The organism is Mesorhizobium sp. Primo-A, from assembly GCF_003997175.1.
Lineage (GTDB): Bacteria > Pseudomonadota > Alphaproteobacteria > Rhizobiales > Rhizobiaceae > Mesorhizobium > Mesorhizobium ciceri.
This window is the reverse complement of the sequence record NZ_RZTG01000004.1, coordinates 209,802-224,813: the sequence shown is the minus strand read 5'-3', so window position 1 is coordinate 224,813 and position 15,012 is coordinate 209,802. Positions and strand designations below refer to the sequence as shown.

Sequence of the window (15,012 nt, the reverse complement as noted above, 5' to 3'; positions counted from 1 at the left end):
GAGGCACCCGGCAGGAAGTTTGCCTCAGAGGCCGTTGTCCTTCAGCACCTGGGCGGCGTTTTCCTTGGTGATCTTCTCGGTTGGCAGGGTAATGGTCTTTTCGACTTTCTCGCCGTTGAGGAACTTGATCGCCTGGCGCAGGCCTTCGGCACCGGGAGTGACATAGGTGAAGGTCGCCGTCAGCTCGCCCTTGTTCACCATCTGCACGCCTTCATTGGGCAGGCCGTCGATGCCGATGAACTTGATGTCCTTCTCGCGGCCGACATCCTTGGCGGCGAGATAGGCGCCATAGGCCATCGGGTCGTTGTGCCCGTAGACGAGATCGATCTTCTCGTTGCTCTTCAGCGCGTTGGCCATCAGATTGTAGGCCTGGTCCTGCTTCCAGTCGCCCGATTGCTGGTCGAGCAGATATTTGATGCCCGGCTCCTTGTCGGTGAATTCGTGAAAGCCGTCATGGCGGTCATGCGCCGGCTGGGTGCCCATGCCGCCCCAGATCTCGACGACATTGCCTGCAGCCTTGCCCTTGCCGCCCAGCAGTTCGACGGCATATTCGCCGGCCGCGCGGCCGATCAGCGCGTTGTCGCCGCCGACGAACTGCGTGTAGTCCTTGGTGTCGACATTGCGGTCGAGCACGAAGACCGGGATCTTGGCGTCGATCGCCTGCTGCACGACGCCGGTCAGGCCGGCCGATTCCTTCGGTGACACCAACAGCGCATCGACCTCCTGGCGGATCAGGTTCTCGACATCGGCGACCTGCTTTTCGGTCTTGTCCTCGCCGTCGGTGATGATCAGCTCGACCTCGGGGTGCTTGGCGGCTTCGGCCAGGATGTCCTTGTTGAACTGCGCGCGCCAGGGCTCGATGGTCGTCACCTGCGAGAAGCCGATCTTCCACTTCTTGTCCTGGGCATAGGCATTGCCGGTGGTCAGCAGCGCGGTGGTGGTCAGCAGTGCCGCGGTCACGGCGGCAAGCTTCAGCATGTCACGTCGTTTCATTTTTTGTTTCCTCCGAGATTGAGAGACGGTGTCTCTTGCGACGGCCGCTTTGCCGCGGCCGTTTCCTTGTGCGCCGATTGCCCGCCGGGCAGGCGCAGATAGGCCAGGAGATCACCGGCATTGCGCTCCTGCACGAGCACGGTGCCGATGATGATCATCCCCTTCAGCACCAGCTGAAGGTTCGAATTGATGTTGTGGAGCTGCAGGATGTTGGAGAGCAGACCGAAGATCAGCACGCCGCAGAACGTGCCGATGAGGCTGCCGCGCCCGCCCATCAGGCTGGTGCCGCCTATGACCACAGCGGCAATGGCGTCGAGCTCCAGCCCGGCGCCGGCATCCGGCTTGCCTTGCCGGTACTGCGCGACATAGAGCACGGCGGCAATGCCGGCGAGCAGCCCGGAGACGGCATAGGTGGCGATCTTGACGCGGCCGGCGGCGATGCCGGAGAGGCGCGCCGCCTCCTCGTTGCCGCCGATGGCATAGACATAGCGGCCGAACGGCGTGAAGCGCAGCACCGCGCCGTAGATCACGATGGCGCCGAGGAAGAACAGGCCCGGCATCGGGATGATGCCGAACACCAGCGAGCGCAGGATCTCGAAATCGGCGGTGGCGTTGGAGCCGGTATAGACCGGCAGCACCGCATTGTTCTGGCCGGCGGTCAGCCGTGCGATGCCGAGCGCCGTCACCATCATAGCCAGGGTGACGATGAAGGGCTGCAGCCGTCCGGCAACGATGATGAAGCCGTTGAGCGCGCCGAACAGCAAACCAACGCACGGCGCCACCAGCAGCACGCCGAGCACGCCGAATTTCGGCTCGATCTGCGGCAGCAGAAACCACAGCGACAGGCAGCACAAGACCACGCCGACGACGGCGGGCGTGATCAGGCCGCGAATCCCGTCCAGCCTGATCTCGCGGACGAGATCGGCGCCGGCACGGGACTTTGCCAGGTTCTGGAAGATGAAGCGGGTGACGACGAAACCGAGGCAAAGCGCCACCAGCGCGACGGTCGGCACGCCCAGCACGACGCCCGGCGTCACGCCTGGGACCGTCAGCAGCATGGCACAGACCACCGAGCAGATGGCCATCAGCGAGCCGACGGAGAGATCGATGCCGCCGGTGATGATGACAGCCGTCATGCCGGTGGCGATCAGCCCGGTGGTCGAGACCTGGCGCAGCACGTCGAGCAGGTTGCCGTAGGAGAGGAAGATGTTGTTGCCCTTGGAACTCATCGGCGAGCCCAGCACGCCGATCAGGAAGATGGCGATCAGGCCCCAATAGAGCTTGGTACGGGACAGGAGTTTCAGGGCAGTCATGCGGCTGGTCTCGATATGGTCCTGCGCGGGGCGGCGAGACGCATGATGGCCTCCTCGCTGGCCGCATCGCGGGAAAGAATGCCTGTCTGGCGGCCATCGGCCATCACCAGGATGCGGTCGGAGAGATGCAAAAGCTCCGGCAGTTCGGAGCTGATGACGGAGATGGCCAGTCCATCGCGCGCCAGCTTGAAGATCAGGTCGTAGATCTCGCGTTTGGCGCCGACATCGATGCCGCGCGTCGGCTCGTCCAGCAACAGCACCCTTGGCCTGGTCGCCAGCCACTTGCCGATGACGACCTTCTGCTGGTTGCCGCCGGACAGCGTGCCGGCAGGCTGGTCGATGTCCCGGCAGCGGATGCCGAGCGCCTTGACCGCCTGCCGCGCCAGCCCCTGCTCGGCGGCCAGCGAGCGGATGCCGAAGCGGGCCAGCGACCCGACCAGCGGCAGCGCGACATTGTCTGCGATCGAAGCCTGCAGATGCAGGCCTTGCGTCTTGCGGTCCTCGGTGACCAGTGCAATGCCCAGCCGCCTTGCGTCGCGGGGCGAACGGATATCCACAGGCCGGCCGTCGACCTGGATTTCGCCACCGGTGCGGCCATCGCTCGAGCCGAAGATCGCCTCCAGGATCTCGGTTCGGCCCGAACCCAGCAGCCCGCCAATGCCGAGGATCTCTCCGGCGGCAAGATCGAAGCCAACGCCGTCGATCACCGTGCGCCAGCCATGCGCATCGGGCTTCGACAGCGACAGGTTTTCGACCGAAAGCACAATGTTGCCGCCGGAGTGGCGCTCTTCCTGGGAGGAAGCGAGCAGGTTGCGTCCGACCATCGCCGAAATGATCGCATCTTCGTCCAGCCTGGCCATCGGCTCGGTCAGTACATGGCGGCCGTCGCGAAACACGGTGACGCGGCTGGCCAGATGCATGACCTCGTCGATGCGGTGCGAGATGTAGACGATGGCGACACCGCTCTCGGCAAGCTGGCGGATGATGCGGAACAGCCGCTGGCATTCGGCCGGCGACAGCGCCGAGGTCGGCTCGTCCATGATCAGGATGCGTGCCGACATCGACAGCGCCTTGGCGATCTCGACCAGCTGCTGCTCGCCGACACGCAGGGCACCGACGCGGGCTTGCGGATCGAGCTCGATGCCGAGCCGCTGCAACAAAGCGCCCGCCGCGCGGCTGCTTGCCTTGCGGTCGACAATCAGCCCGGCGATCAGCTTCTCGCGGCCAAGGAAGATGTTGTCGGCGACGCTGAGTTCGGGCACCAGGTTGAGCTCCTGATGAATGATGGCAATGCCGGCATCCTCGGCGTCGCGTACGCCAGCGAAATTGACAGGGTGGCCATCGACGCTGACCGTGCCTTCATAGCCGGTGTAGACGCCGGAGAGGATCTTCACCAGCGTCGACTTGCCGGCGCCGTTCTCGCCCATCAAGGCATGAACCTCGCCGCGCCGCAGCTCGAAGCCGACATCGACCAGGGCGGCGATGCCGCCGAAGCTCTTGGAAATATGCTCGGCGCTCAGAACGGTGTCCGACCGATCGGCAGCGCCGTGCTGCGGGGAAAGGGAACTGCTCTCTCGCATGACAATGGCGGCCTCCCTTCCGTCGTCGTCAACTTCCCGCAAACGCTAATCTAAACGTTTCGATCATGTCAAGCTGATATGAGGTACCGCATGTTTACTGCATTTCGATTCTTGCTAAAAAGGACAGGATTCCGTACGTATTGGCCGGCAAGGGTGGCGAAACGTTTCGAAAATGACAGCATCAGGGCAAAAAAAACACCGGAAATCCACCGCGCCCACCATGCTTCATGTGGCTGAAGCGGCGCGTGTTTCTGTCGCCACCGTTTCGGCGCTGATCAATGGCACGGCGACGGTCAGTCCGGAGCTTAGCCAGCGCATCGAACAGGCGATCCGCGATATCGGCTACAAGCGCAACGCGATCGCCCGCAGCCTGAAGATGGGCACGACCCGCACGATCGGACTGACCGTGCCGCACATCACCAACCCATTCTTCACCGATGTCGTCTCGGTCATCCAGCAGGCCTTCGACCGGGCCGGCTATGCCGTCATGCTGTGCTGCACGGACGAGGATTTGAACACCCAGGACGATCAGATCAAGCTGCTGCTCGACCGCATGGTCGACGGGCTGATCGTGGCGCGCGTCGGCGACGGCGCGATCCTCAAGCGGATCGTCGACGACGCCAACGTGCCGGTGGTGCTGCTCGATCGTATCTGCAAAGGCGTCGACACCGATGCCGTGGTGCTGGACAACCAGCGCGCGGTGTTCGACGCCATCACCTATCTGATCAATCTCGGCCACCGGCGCATCGGTTACATCACCGGCACGTCGGACATTTCGCCGATGCATGACCGCATGGCGGGATATCGCGAGGCGCTTCACGCCGCCGGCCTGCCGATCGCGGAGGAGCTGATCCGCTTCGGCAATTTCCACGAGATCGACGGCTACAACGCGACCATGCAGATGCTGTCCTCGCACGATCGGCCAAGCGCGATCTTCTCGGCCAACAACCCGATGGTGATCGGCACCATGAAGGCGATCCGCGACATCGGCCTGTCCTGCCCGGAAGACATTTCAGTTGCCTGCTTCGACGACTTTCCATGGTCCGACGTGTTTCAGCCGCAGCTGACCACCGTCGCGCAGCCGGTGCAGGCGATCGGCGAACAGGCGGCCAATCTGCTTCTCGACCGTCTCGCCGGCAACAGGGACGCGCCGCCGCGCAAGCTTTTGCTCAAGGGCCGGCTGATGATCCGCAATTCATGCCGCCCGCTCGGGGCGATTGCGCAGAGCGTGAGCGCATAGTTTTTCGCCCAGCATATATCGTACCAGAACTTGTCAGGCCGCCTGCGACAGCGATTTGTGCGCCTCGGCCAGGATCTCGAACGACCGCACCCGCGCCGCATGATCAAAAATCTGCGCGGTGACCATCAGCTCGTCGGCGCCGGTGCGGCGCACGAAAGCATCGATGCCTTGCCGCACCGTTTCCGGGGAGCCGACGACGGCGCAGGACAATGCCTGGCCCAGCATGGTCTTTGCCATCGGATCGAGATCGCGGTCATAGTTCTCGACAGGTGGCGGCAGCCGTCCGGCCCGGCCGGTGCGCAGATTGACGAAAGCCTGTTGCAGCGAGGTGAACAGCAAACGAGCCTCGGCATCGGTGGGCGCGGCAAAGACGTTGAGGCCAAGCATGACATGCGGCTTGTCGAGGTGCTCGGAGGGTTGGAAGCGCGAGCGGTAGACATCCAGCGCGTGATCCAGATCCGCCGGCGCGAAATGCGAGGCGAAGGCATAGGGCAGGCCGAGCATGGCGGCAAGCTGCGCGCCGTAGAGGCTGGAGCCGAGGATCCAGACCGGCACGCCCTGGCCTTCGCCGGGCACGGCACGGATGCGTTGGCCTTCCTCGGCCGGCTGGAAATAGCCCATCAGCTCGACGACATCCTGCGGGAAATTGTCGACCCCGGCCTCGAGATTGCGGCGCAAGGCGCGGGCGGCACCCATGTCGGTGCCGGGCGCCCGGCCGATGCCGAGATCGATGCGGCCCGGATGCAATGCGGCCAGCGTGCCGAACTGCTCGGCAATCACCAGCGGCGAATGGTTGGGCAGCATGATGCCGCCGGCGCCGACACGAATGGTCTTGGTGCCGCCCGCGACATGGGCAATGACGACGGCTGTGGCGGCACTGGCAATACCCGGCATGTTGTGATGCTCGGCCAGCCAGAAACGCTTGTAGCCCAGGCGCTCGGCATGGCGGGCAAGATCGAGCGAGTTGGCCAGCGACTGCGAGGCATCGCTGCCTTCGACGATCGGCGACAGGTCGAGAACGGAAAGAGCGGTCATGGGTGGGATCCTGTGTCAGGACCGCATGTAGGAAGCATCCGGCGGCGCCGCAAATTCAAAAATATTGATCAGCCTTTGACAGCTTCGGGGTCGGCGATGTCGTCCTCCTCGACGACAACCGCGTGCTGCGCGGCGAGAAAATTGCCGACATGGCTGAGCCCATCGAAATGATCGCAGAACACCTTGATGACGACCAGCAGCGGCACCGCCATCAGGGCGCCGACGAAACCCCACAGCCATGACCAGAAGGCGATGGCGATAAAGATCGCCACGGCGTTGATCTCGAGGCGCCTGCCGACCACCATCGGCGTCACGAACTGGCCTTCGACGATGTCGCACAAGATCACGAAGGCCGGCGCCAGAAGCGCGTAGAAGATGGTATCGAAGCTGATCAACGCCATGACCGTGACAAGCACGATGGTGATCAGTGCTCCGACATAGGGCAGGAAATTGAGCAGGGCGGCAGCAACGCCCCAGACCAGCGGATTGGGCACGCCGAGCGCCCAAAGACCGAGAGCGATGACCGTGCCGAGGCCGGCATTGATGATGGTGACGGTGAGCAGATAGTGCGAGATTTCGCGTTCGACGTCATAGACGACGCGCAGCGCCCGCTTCTTTTCGCTGAGGCTGGCGAAGGACTGGATGATCTTTTCATAAAACATCGTGCCGGAGGCGAGCAGGAACAGCGACAGCACGAAGATAATGGTGAGGCCTGTTCCCGCCGACAGGATGTTGCTGGCGGCCGCCGACAGGATGCCGGACTGCGCCACCGCCACCTTCTGAATACCGGACTCCTGCGAGGTCTCGGTCAGTTGTTCGATCTGATGCGAAATCTGCATGATCTTCTCGAGCGGCTGTCGCAATTGCGCCAACCGTTCGGTGAGCTTCTGGCCGATCGACGAGGTGTTGTTGATAAGATCGATGATCGGGCCACTGAGCAGATAGCCGGCGGTGGCGAACACACAAAGGGACAACAGCACCAGAAGGGTTGCCGAGATCACTTCCGGGATACCGTGCTTGCGCAGCAGCCGGACGATCGGCGTCAGCGTCAGCGCCAGCAGGAAAGCCAGAAGCACTGGCATGAAAAAGGCGCGGGCGAAATAGAGCGCGTAGATGGCCATGAAGAGAAAGATGCCGATCAGCAACGAGCGCATCAGACGCGTGTCGGCGCGAGCCGCGACGCGCGAATCCGGTTCATCGGAAACGTCCTGTCCCCAGGCTGTGGGTTCGGTTTTCATGGTCACCCCTCAAGCCGGCGCCCCTTCGCACGGCAATCGCCTCCATGAAACGCAGAGTTACGGGCGAGGGTTCCATGAGCCGGCTTCGGGATTGAGGCCGCTCGCGCCGGCTCCGGGTCAGGCTGCCGGCGACGTGACGGCTGTGGCGGGCTTGGCTGTTTCCTTGCGCACGATCGGCGCCACCCTGGTGCCGTAGAGTTCGATCGCCTTCATGATCTTGGCGTGCGGCATGGTGCCGATCGCCATCTGCAGCAGGAAGCGGTCATTGCCGAAGATCTTGTGCTGGGCGACGATCTTTTCAGCCACTTGCTCGGGACTGCCGACGAACAGGGCGCCTGTGGGGCCGCGCGACTGGTCGAAATGCGCCCGCGAGGTCGGACCCCAGCCGCGCTCGCGGCCGATGCGATTCATCACTTCCGCCTGCGGGCCGTAGAAATCGTCCGCCGCCTGCTCGGTCGTCTCGGCGATGAAGCCGTGCACGTTGATGCTGGTGGCAAGGCCCGCCGGATCACTGCCGGCGCGCTTGGCGGCTTCGCGGTAGAGATCGAACAGCGGCGCGAAACGCGCCGGCTCGCCGCCAATGATGGCGAGCGCCAGCGGCAGGCCGAGCGCGCCAGCGCGGGCGGCAGACTGCGGCGTGCCGCCAATGGCGATCCAGACCGGTAGCCTGTCCTGGAAGGGCCGGGGATAAACGCCGCGATCGTTGATCGGCGCACGCAGATTGCCCGACCAGGTGACCTTCACGCTGTCGCGGATGGCAAGCAGCAGATCGAGTTTTTCGGCGAACAGCTCGTCATAATCCTCGAGGTTGAAACCGAACAGCGGGAAGGATTCGATGAACGAGCCGCGCCCGGCCATGATCTCGGCGCGGCCGCCCGACAGAAGATCGAGCGTGGCAAATTGCTGGAAAACGCGCACCGGGTCATCGGAAGACAGAACGGTGACCGCGCTGGTCAGCTTGATGCGCTTCGAACGCTCGGCCGCCGCGGCCAGGGCCACGACCGGTGCGGAGGCGGCATAGTCGGGCCGGTGATGCTCGCCGAGGCCGAAGACGTCGAGGCCGACCTGGTCGGCCAGCTCGATCTCCTCGATCAGGTTGCGCAGCCGCTCATGCGGGCCGATGGCACCGGGGCCCGGCTGCGGGCTGACGTCGGCGAATGTGTAGAGACCGAGTTCCATTTGATGTCATCCTGGTGTTGGGTTTTCGGGTTAGACGTAGCGACGCCTCAGCCGCGCCGCCAGTGGGGCGGACGGTGAACAGTGCATGTCGGTTTCGGCTCTATCTCTTCGTCGCCATTCCGGACGGAAAACCGCTTCACACTTTTCCTGGAATTGCTCCAAAGGCGTCTCCCGAGTGCAACAGCCGACAATTTCATGGCTGCCATGCCGTTTTGGCGCTTGAACTCTCGGTTTTCGCGCGTATGTAAGCGTCGCGAATTGACTTCAGGGAAGTGGACTTGGCTATCTACAGGGAAAAAGACGTTTTCGAGCGGCGCAATGCCGCAAACGAGGCAAAGAAGGCGCTCCTCGAGCGCTTCAAGGCAAAGCCGGCGGCGGATGATCCCGCAGTGCTGGCGCGGCAGGCTGAACGCAAGGCTATCCTTGCGGCCCGCGAAATCCGCGAGGCCGAAAAGGCCCGGCTGAAGCAGGAGAAGCTGGCACGCGAAGCGGTCGAGAAGGCCGAGCGCGAGGCAGCAGCCGAAGCGGCACGTATCGCCGCCGAGGAAGCTGCACAGGCCGAGGCCAAGATTCGGGAATCCGAAGAGAACGAGCGCATCGCCCGTCTTCTGGCCGACGAAGCCGAACGCAAGGCCAAGCGTGACGCGCGTTATGCGGCACGCAAGCAGCGTACCGGCAGGACGCCTCCGGGCTTCTCCGCCCGCTAGCTCTCGGCTACGGAGCAATCTGCTTCGAGAACCAGGGTCGCCTCGCAGCGGCCCTGAACGTGTTTGTCCCATGCATGTCGCCCTGGTCCCGGCTCTGGGAGGACGACATGCGCAAACCAAGAGACCTAAGCGTTACCGTCAGGCGGCGAACTTCAGCCCCATGATGCCGCAGACGATGAGCGCGATGCAGGCCAGCCTGATCGCGGTGGCCGGTTCGCCGAGCAGCCAGATGCCGAGCAGTGCCGTACCGACGGTGCCGATGCCGGTCCACACCGCATAGGCGGTGCCGACGGGCAGCGCCTTCAGCGCCAGGCCGAGCAGAGTGAGGCTGACGACCATCGAGGCAACGGTCAGCACGGTCGGCACCAGCTTCGAGAAGCCATCGGTGTATTTGAGGCCGATTGCCCAGCCGATCTCGAACAAGCCAGCGAAAAAGAGAAGAATCCACGACATCGACAACGCTCCATCAGAGCATCGGACCGAAAAGTGACTTCGGCGTCCGACGATCAGTCAAACAATGGCGGGTCGTCCCGTCCGGATTTGGGGAAGCGCGAGGTCGTCCCCGCCACGCCAATATAAGAATTTCGGGCGCTCGATCAACAGCGACCGGCAACAAGTGTCGCCGGCCGTAATCTTATTGCGAAGTGGATCGCCGGACCTACTTGTCCTTGAGCTTCATCGCCTTGACCGGCGGCGCCTTCAGCGCCGGAGCCGGAGCGGGCTTCTTGGCGTCCTTCTTCGGCTTGCGGGCTTCCTTGCCTGCCTTCATCGCACCTTTAGCCATGATTCGTTCCTCCTGATGTGAGAAGCCAAGTGAAACAAGAGAACCGCCCGACCGCAAGGGGTTAGCGACTGTTGCCGCCGACAGCGGATCGCTTTCAACCGGTTTCTAGAGCAATTCACCGTTTCGCGGAAACAGTGAATTGCTCTAACTCTTTGTTTTGACGCAATTCCGGACGGAAAACCGCTTCACACTTTTCCTGGAATTGCTCTAATTTGCTCGTAAACCATGGCGGTCCGTGCCATGGTCATTTTCGCACTGCAGCATCGACCCGAGCTTCGCCGGGTGATCGTCAGGCAGGCCGTCAGGACGACAATGCGAATCCACATCGGCTGCGAGATGAGCTTCGACTTTCCGCAGGAAACGCCGCTCATCGCGATGCTGAATGTGCACTATTCGCGGGCCTCCGATCTCGAGCGGCCGGATTTCCTGATCTCCAATCCGCCGGTGCCGATCGAAAGCTATCGCGACAGTTTCGGCAATTGGTGCAACCGGCTTGTCGCGCCGCCCGGGCGCTTCACCTTCGGCACCGACGCGGTGATCCGCGACCCCGGCACCTTCGAGATGGGCGACCTGATGGCCTGGCAGCACGAGGTGCGCGACCTGCCGGCGGACACATTGCTGTTCCTGCTGCCCAGCCGTTTTTGCGAAAGCGACCTTCTGGCTGACGAGGCGTGGCGGCTGTTCGGCAACACGCCGCTGGGTATTCCGCGCGTGCAGGCGGTCTGCGACTTCGTCCACAGCCACATCGTCTTCAACTACGGCAATGCACGGCCGACGCGCACCGCGGCGGAAGCCTATCGTGAACAGAGCGGCGTGTGCCGCGACTACGCGCATCTCGCCGTCACCTTCTGCCGGGCACTCAACATCCCAACGCGCTATTGCACCGGCTACATCAGCGACATCGGTATGCCGAAGCCATGGGCAAGCATGGATTTCTGCGCCTGGATGGAAGTCTATCTCGGCGGCCGCTGGCATGTCTTCGACCCGCGCAACAATGCACCGCGCATCGGCCGCATCCTGATCGCCTCCGGCCGCGACGCCGCCGACGTGCCGCTGACCCATATTTTCGGCCCGGGAACGCTTGCCGGCTTCAAGGTGTGGACCAGCGAGATCATCGAGTAGTCGCCGTTTTCCATAGACCGGATCTCTCATGGCCGCTGCCGTGGACGACCCGACATTCGCGCGGTGTGATGCCTGTGGAGCTTTAGCGGCCTGGCCGCTAGACTGCGCCTTGAACGGGGGCAAATGCCATGGCCGGGCACGGCGGCTCAAAAAAGGTGATCTACGCGGCGCTCGCCGGCAATCTCGCCATCGCGCTGACCAAGTTCGCCGCCGCCGCCTTTACCGGCAGTTCGGCGATGCTGTCGGAGGGCGTCCATTCGCTGGTCGATACCGGCAATGGCGGCCTGCTGCTCTACGGCATGCACCGCGCCGCTCGCCCTGCCGATCGCACGCATCCGCTCGGCCACGGCCGCGAACTCTACTTCTGGAGCTTCATCGTCGCGCTCCTCGTCTTCGCGCTGGGCGCCGGCGTGTCGTTCTACGAAGGCGTGGTCCATATCATGGCGCCGGAGCCGGTCGCCAACGCCAAGGTAAACTATATTGTTCTGGGCCTTTCCTTCCTGTTCGAAGGCAGTTCGTGGTGGGTCGCCCTGAAGGAGTTTCGCCGGCAGAAGGGCAGGCAAGGCTGGCTGCAGGCCGTGCAGTCGAGCAAGGATCCGAGCGTCTACACCGTGCTGTTCGAGGACAGTGCGGCACTTCTCGGCCTGATCGTCGCTTTCGCCGGCATATTGGCAGCGGAACTGCTGGAGATGCCGGAGCTCGACGGCGCCGCCTCGATCGGCATCGGACTGATCCTTGGCGCGACCGCGATCTTCCTGGCCCGCGAAAGCAAGGGCCTGCTGATCGGCGAGCCGGCGTCGCCCGAGGTGCAGATGAAAGTGCTGGCGATCGCCCAGCAGGATCCGGCGGTGCAGCGGGCGAACGGCGTCCTGACCGTCCATATGGGGCCGACAGAGATCGTCGCCGGGCTCAGCATCGAGTTCGAGGACCATTTGACGGCGCCCGAGATCGAAGCTTGCGTCGAGCGCCTGGAGGCGCAGTTGAAGAAGGAAATGCCGGAGATCACACGGCTGTTCGTCAAGCCGCAGACGTCAGGCACCTGGGAGCAGCGACGCAGGCTGATCGATTCCGCATCCGATCCTGCCCTGGACTAAAACCGTGCCATTGCCTCACGGCCTTGCGCCGCTAGATTGAAGGGGCTTTGGAGGAACGAAGATGAGAATAGACGGCGGCTGTCATTGTGGCGCCATCACCTACGAGGCGGAGGTCGATCCGGAAAAGACCACGATCTGCCACTGCACGGATTGCCAGCAACTGACCGGCACGGCTTTTCGCCTTACGGTTCCGGCGCCGGAAAGCAACTATCGCATCACCAAGGGCACGCCGAAAATCTACATCAAGATCGTGGCGAGCGGCGCCAAGCGCACCCAGGCCTTTTGCGCCGACTGCGGTTCGCATCTTTACGCCACGTCTGTCGGAGATGGTCCGAAGGTCTATGGAATTCGCGTGGGGACCGCGCGGCAGCGCCAGGATTTGATCCCGACACAGCAGAAATGGCACCGCTCGGCGCTGCACTGGCTGCCTGAATTTCAGGGCATGACCACGTTGGAGGAGCAGTAGCGCCGGTCCGGCACCGCGCCTCAATCGTCGCCTTCGACGACCCTCAGCCTGAGCTGCCCGGTTTTCGAATCGGCAACGCGCGCGCCGGTATCGACCTTGGCGGCGGGAGCCCGTGACGCGGCGTCTACGGCGGCATCGCCGTCGGGCTGCGCGCCGAATTCCAGCGCCTCGATCTTCTGGCCGCGCTTGGTGACCTTCGACGTCGAAACCAGTATGTCGTCGATGTCCTTGGCCGACTGGCCGAAATGCACCTGCAGCTTGCGCACCCGCTCATCGACACGCGCAACATCCTCCATCAGCCGGATGACCTCGCCCTGGATCAGGTGCGCCTGTTCGCGCATGCGGGCATCCTTGAGGATCGCCTGGATGACCTGGATCGACAGCATCAGCAGCGACGGCGAGACGATGACGACGCGCGCACGGTGCGCCTTGTGCACGATCGCCTCGAAATTCTCGTGGATCTCGGCGAACACCGATTCCGACGGCACGAACATGAAGGCAGTGTCCTGCGTCTCGCCCTGGATCAGGTATTTTTCCGAGATATCGCGGACATGGATCTCGATGTCGCGGCGGAAGGCCTGCGAAGCTGCCTTCTGCAGATCGGCGCCATCGGCGGCGCGGATGGCGTTCCAGGCTTCCAGCGGAAATTTTGCATCGATGGCCAGCGACGGCGCGCCGTTCGGCATCTTCACCAGGCAGTCGGGCCGGCTGCCGTTCGACAGCGTCGCCTGGAACTCATAGGCACCGTGCGGCAGGCCGTCGGCAACGATCGCCTCCATGCGCGACTGGCCGAACGCGCCGCGCGTCTGCTTGTTCGAGAGGATCGCCTGCAATTGCACGACCTGGCCGGCGAGCGACTGGATGTTGCCTTGCGCGACGTCGATGATCGCCAGCCGTTCCTGCAATTTGGCCAGGCTCTCATGCGTGGATTTGGTCTGCTCGGTCATGGTCTGGCCGAGCCGGCCGGTCATGGCGTCGAGGCGTTGGCCGATCGATTGCGTCAGTTCCGCCTGCCGTGCGCCGAACACTTCCGCAATGGCGCCCATGCGGCCCTGCATTTCGGCCTGGCTTTGCAGAATGCCGGCCATCCGCACTTCCGCATCGCGGGCATGATCGGCGGCTTCCGCGGCCGCCACGGCGCGCGCCTTGGCCGACCGCCACAACGCAATGACCAGCGCCACGAACAGGGCCAGAAACAGCAAAACGCCGAAGGCCAGCGCATGGCCGAGCGTGATCGTTGTGGCGCCAAGCCGGGCGACAGGCTCCGAAAGGATGGTGCTCAAATCATTCATGTGGACAGCATAGACGATTCGCCGCGATAGCACAGATCAAAACGTGAACGCGCCTGATGCCAACCGGTTGACGCGTTTCGCTGGAGGTCTTAGGTGGAACGCCATGCCGATCAAGCCGCTCATCATCCTTCCCGACCCCATCCTGCGCCAGGTTTCCAAGCCCGTAGAGCGTGTCGACGCGCCTTTGCGCAAATTAGCCGACGACATGCTGGCGACCATGTATGAAGCGCCGGGCATCGGGCTGGCGGCAATCCAGATCGGCGAGCCGCTGCGCTTGCTGGTGATCGATCTCGCCAAGGAAGACGAGACGCCGGCGCCGCATGTCTTCATCAATCCGGAAATCCTGGAGAGCGCCGATGCGCGCTCCGTCTATGAGGAAGGCTGCCTGTCGATCCCGGATTATTACGCCGAGGTCGAACGCCCCGCCGCCGTGCGGGTCAAATATCTCGACCGCGACGGCAAATTGCAGGAGATAGAGGCCGAGGGGTTGATGGCGACCTGCCTGCAACACGAGATCGACCACCTCAATGGCGTCCTGTTCATCGATCACATCTCGAAGCTGAAGCGCGACATGGTGGTAAAGAAATTCAAGAAGCTCGCCAGGGACAAGGCGCCGGGCAAGCTCGCGGGATAAGGTACGGGAGTCCCCTCCAGGCCTATTGTCGGCAGGATTGCCACCAAATGGAGATGCCGACGGTCGACATGCTGATCAGGGACATTCCTGAGCCTTTGAAGCGCGAGATCGAACTGGCGGCGCGCGAGGTCGGCCAGAGCGTCTCGGACAAGGCCATCGGCCTTCTGCGCAAAGGCATAGTTGCGGAGAGGCCGGCCCGAGAGGAGTCGAGCCTCTCGGCGTGGGCTGCAATTCGCTCGGCTTTCGTATCTGAAAGCGCAATTGGCGATGAATACGCGGAAATCATGGAGAAGATCGAAGCGGAAAGATAGCGCGACGGTCGTCCCGCGACTTCG

Annotated in this window: 16 protein-coding genes; 7 read left to right on the top strand and 9 right to left on the bottom strand. The window is 63.3% G+C overall.

Annotated features, from left to right (window positions below):
* Positions 1–24: 24 nt before the first annotated feature.
* Genes EOC83_RS09260 through EOC83_RS09250 form a run of 3 tightly spaced genes read right to left on the bottom strand, consistent with a single transcriptional unit; the run spans position 25 to position 3,886 of the window.
* Positions 25–993, bottom strand: coding sequence for a substrate-binding domain-containing protein (locus EOC83_RS09260; RefSeq protein WP_013528455.1), 969 nt, complete (start codon positions 991–993; stop codon positions 25–27).
* On the bottom strand, positions 990–2,306 hold the full coding sequence (locus EOC83_RS09255; protein ID WP_013528456.1) for an ABC transporter permease: 1,317 nt from the start codon (positions 2,304–2,306) through the stop codon (positions 990–992). The genes EOC83_RS09260 and EOC83_RS09255 overlap by 4 nt, the downstream gene beginning before the upstream one ends.
* Positions 2,303–3,886: a sugar ABC transporter ATP-binding protein gene (locus tag EOC83_RS09250; RefSeq protein ID WP_063169732.1), complete on the bottom strand. Its 1,584-nt coding sequence runs from the start codon at positions 3,884–3,886 to the stop codon at positions 2,303–2,305. The genes EOC83_RS09255 and EOC83_RS09250 overlap by 4 nt, the downstream gene beginning before the upstream one ends.
* Positions 3,887–4,106: 220 nt before the next feature.
* Between EOC83_RS09250 and EOC83_RS09245 the strand changes: the two genes are divergently transcribed.
* The gene (locus EOC83_RS09245; protein WP_013528458.1) at positions 4,107–5,126 is read left to right on the top strand and encodes a LacI family DNA-binding transcriptional regulator; all 1,020 of its coding nucleotides are present in this window, start codon (positions 4,107–4,109) and stop codon (positions 5,124–5,126) included.
* Between the two features lie 33 nt (positions 5,127–5,159).
* Here EOC83_RS09245 and EOC83_RS09240 read toward each other — a convergent pair whose 3' ends face one another.
* The 3 genes from EOC83_RS09240 to EOC83_RS09230 all read right to left on the bottom strand — a co-directional run bounded on the left by EOC83_RS09240 (position 5,160) and on the right by EOC83_RS09230 (position 8,578).
* Positions 5,160–6,161: an LLM class flavin-dependent oxidoreductase gene (locus EOC83_RS09240; RefSeq protein ID WP_063169731.1), complete on the bottom strand. Its 1,002-nt coding sequence runs from the start codon at positions 6,159–6,161 to the stop codon at positions 5,160–5,162.
* A gap of 68 nt (positions 6,162–6,229) precedes the next feature.
* Positions 6,230–7,399 carry an AI-2E family transporter gene (locus tag EOC83_RS09235; RefSeq protein WP_013528460.1) on the bottom strand — a complete coding sequence of 390 codons (1,170 nt, stop codon included), beginning with the start codon at positions 7,397–7,399 and terminating at the stop codon, positions 6,230–6,232.
* A gap of 117 nt (positions 7,400–7,516) precedes the next feature.
* Complete coding sequence (locus tag EOC83_RS09230; protein WP_013528461.1) at positions 7,517–8,578, bottom strand: LLM class flavin-dependent oxidoreductase; 1,062 nt, start codon at positions 8,576–8,578, stop codon at positions 7,517–7,519.
* Between the two features lie 278 nt (positions 8,579–8,856).
* On the opposite strand from EOC83_RS09230, the gene EOC83_RS09225 reads away from it, so the two are divergent.
* A complete protein-coding gene (locus EOC83_RS09225; RefSeq protein WP_013528462.1) occupies positions 8,857–9,285 on the top strand; it encodes a DUF6481 family protein in 429 nt (142 codons plus the stop codon).
* A 138-nt stretch (positions 9,286–9,423) separates the two neighbouring features.
* Here EOC83_RS09225 and sugE read toward each other — a convergent pair whose 3' ends face one another.
* Both sugE and EOC83_RS33545 read right to left on the bottom strand, forming a co-directional pair.
* Positions 9,424–9,738 (bottom strand): quaternary ammonium compound efflux SMR transporter SugE, encoded by a 315-nt coding sequence (gene sugE / locus EOC83_RS09220; protein WP_013528463.1) that lies wholly within the window; start codon positions 9,736–9,738, stop codon positions 9,424–9,426.
* A gap of 205 nt (positions 9,739–9,943) precedes the next feature.
* Positions 9,944–10,069: a hypothetical protein gene (locus EOC83_RS33545; RefSeq protein WP_013528464.1), complete on the bottom strand. Its 126-nt coding sequence runs from the start codon at positions 10,067–10,069 to the stop codon at positions 9,944–9,946.
* Between the two features lie 312 nt (positions 10,070–10,381).
* Between EOC83_RS33545 and EOC83_RS09210 the strand changes: the two genes are divergently transcribed.
* The 3 genes from EOC83_RS09210 to EOC83_RS09200 all read left to right on the top strand — a co-directional run bounded on the left by EOC83_RS09210 (position 10,382) and on the right by EOC83_RS09200 (position 12,751).
* Positions 10,382–11,191 carry a transglutaminase family protein gene (locus tag EOC83_RS09210; RefSeq protein WP_027161100.1) on the top strand — a complete coding sequence of 270 codons (810 nt, stop codon included), beginning with the start codon at positions 10,382–10,384 and terminating at the stop codon, positions 11,189–11,191.
* A gap of 128 nt (positions 11,192–11,319) precedes the next feature.
* Entirely contained in the window at positions 11,320–12,285 is a 966-nt protein-coding gene (locus EOC83_RS09205; protein WP_013528466.1) for a cation diffusion facilitator family transporter, read from the top strand.
* Positions 12,286–12,346: 61 nt separating this feature from the next.
* Entirely contained in the window at positions 12,347–12,751 is a 405-nt protein-coding gene (locus tag EOC83_RS09200; RefSeq protein ID WP_013528467.1) for a GFA family protein, read from the top strand.
* A 20-nt stretch (positions 12,752–12,771) separates the two neighbouring features.
* Here EOC83_RS09200 and EOC83_RS09195 read toward each other — a convergent pair whose 3' ends face one another.
* Positions 12,772–14,043: a DNA recombination protein RmuC gene (locus EOC83_RS09195; protein WP_063169730.1), complete on the bottom strand. Its 1,272-nt coding sequence runs from the start codon at positions 14,041–14,043 to the stop codon at positions 12,772–12,774.
* A 103-nt stretch (positions 14,044–14,146) separates the two neighbouring features.
* Between EOC83_RS09195 and def the strand changes: the two genes are divergently transcribed.
* Together def and EOC83_RS09185 are read left to right on the top strand one after the other, a co-directional pair.
* Positions 14,147–14,677 carry a peptide deformylase gene (def, locus tag EOC83_RS09190; RefSeq protein WP_063169729.1) on the top strand — a complete coding sequence of 177 codons (531 nt, stop codon included), beginning with the start codon at positions 14,147–14,149 and terminating at the stop codon, positions 14,675–14,677.
* A gap of 68 nt (positions 14,678–14,745) precedes the next feature.
* Positions 14,746–14,988, top strand: coding sequence for a plasmid stabilization protein (locus EOC83_RS09185; protein ID WP_244506880.1), 243 nt, complete (start codon positions 14,746–14,748; stop codon positions 14,986–14,988).
* Positions 14,989–15,012: the final 24 nt, after the last annotated feature.

Coding starts and splice junctions, on each gene's coding strand:
- sugE (WP_013528463.1), bottom strand. CDS start 9,738: ATGTCGTGGATTCTTCTCTTTTTCGCTGGCTTGTTCGAGATCGGCTGG.
- EOC83_RS09260 (WP_013528455.1), bottom strand. CDS start 993: ATGAAACGACGTGACATGCTGAAGCTTGCCGCCGTGACCGCGGCACTG.
- EOC83_RS09205 (WP_013528466.1), top strand. CDS start 11,320: ATGGCCGGGCACGGCGGCTCAAAAAAGGTGATCTACGCGGCGCTCGCC.
- EOC83_RS09230 (WP_013528461.1), bottom strand. CDS start 8,578: ATGGAACTCGGTCTCTACACATTCGCCGACGTCAGCCCGCAGCCGGGC.
- EOC83_RS09210 (WP_027161100.1), top strand. CDS start 10,382: ATGCGAATCCACATCGGCTGCGAGATGAGCTTCGACTTTCCGCAGGAA.
- EOC83_RS09195 (WP_063169730.1), bottom strand. CDS start 14,043: ATGAATGATTTGAGCACCATCCTTTCGGAGCCTGTCGCCCGGCTTGGC.
- EOC83_RS09200 (WP_013528467.1), top strand. CDS start 12,347: ATGAGAATAGACGGCGGCTGTCATTGTGGCGCCATCACCTACGAGGCG.
- def (WP_063169729.1), top strand. CDS start 14,147: ATGCCGATCAAGCCGCTCATCATCCTTCCCGACCCCATCCTGCGCCAG.
- EOC83_RS09255 (WP_013528456.1), bottom strand. CDS start 2,306: ATGACTGCCCTGAAACTCCTGTCCCGTACCAAGCTCTATTGGGGCCTG.
- EOC83_RS09240 (WP_063169731.1), bottom strand. CDS start 6,161: ATGACCGCTCTTTCCGTTCTCGACCTGTCGCCGATCGTCGAAGGCAGC.
- EOC83_RS09250 (WP_063169732.1), bottom strand. CDS start 3,886: ATGCGAGAGAGCAGTTCCCTTTCCCCGCAGCACGGCGCTGCCGATCGG.
- EOC83_RS33545 (WP_013528464.1), bottom strand. CDS start 10,069: ATGGCTAAAGGTGCGATGAAGGCAGGCAAGGAAGCCCGCAAGCCGAAG.
- EOC83_RS09245 (WP_013528458.1), top strand. CDS start 4,107: ATGCTTCATGTGGCTGAAGCGGCGCGTGTTTCTGTCGCCACCGTTTCG.
- EOC83_RS09185 (WP_244506880.1), top strand. CDS start 14,746: ATGCTGATCAGGGACATTCCTGAGCCTTTGAAGCGCGAGATCGAACTG.
- EOC83_RS09235 (WP_013528460.1), bottom strand. CDS start 7,399: ATGAAAACCGAACCCACAGCCTGGGGACAGGACGTTTCCGATGAACCG.